At 67.2% G+C, this 604-nt stretch carries 1 protein-coding gene; it reads right to left on the reverse strand.

All coding sequences use genetic code 11. The annotated features are described in order from the left end of the window. Nucleotides 1–604: AMP-binding protein (locus ABE456_RS28470; protein WP_346646906.1), on the reverse strand; the 604-nt coding region annotated here is incomplete at both ends.

Genomic DNA, 604 nt, shown 5'->3' on the forward strand with positions numbered 1-604 from the left:
CCGATCGGCACGCTGATGCTTTCGTCTGGCTGGCAGGTCCAGTGAGTGACGTCGATGGCGGCTTCGGTCGGGCCGTACAGGTTGTACAGGCCGGCCGCCGGCAAACGCTGCGAGGTCTGACGCGCCAGCTCGGCCGGCAGCGCTTCACCGCTGCACACCACGCGCTTGAGGCTGACGCAGCTCTCGACCGCCTCGTGGGTCATGAACGCCTGCAGCATCGATGGCACGAAGTGCAGCGTACTGATGCCGTAGTGGTTGATGGTTTCGACCAACAGCTGCGGGTCGCGGTGCGCCCCCGGCTGGGCCATGACCAGGCGTGCGCCGGTCATCAGCGGCCAGAAGAACTCCCACACCGACACGTCGAAGCTGAACGGGGTTTTCTGCAGCACGCTGTCGCTGGCGTCCAGCCCGTAGGCCTTCTGCATCCACCACAGGCGGTTGACCAGCGCCTGGTGGCTGTTGCCGGCGCCTTTCGGGCGGCCGGTGGAGCCGGAGGTGTAGATCACATAGGCGAGGTTCAGCGGCCCCACGTCGATGTCCGGGTTGGCGTCGCTGTAGCCGCTCAGGTCCTCGGTATCCAGCGCCAGGCTGCGCAGGCCGGCCG

The organism is Pseudomonas sp. TWI929, assembly GCF_039673335.1.
Taxonomy (GTDB): domain Bacteria; phylum Pseudomonadota; class Gammaproteobacteria; order Pseudomonadales; family Pseudomonadaceae; genus Aquipseudomonas.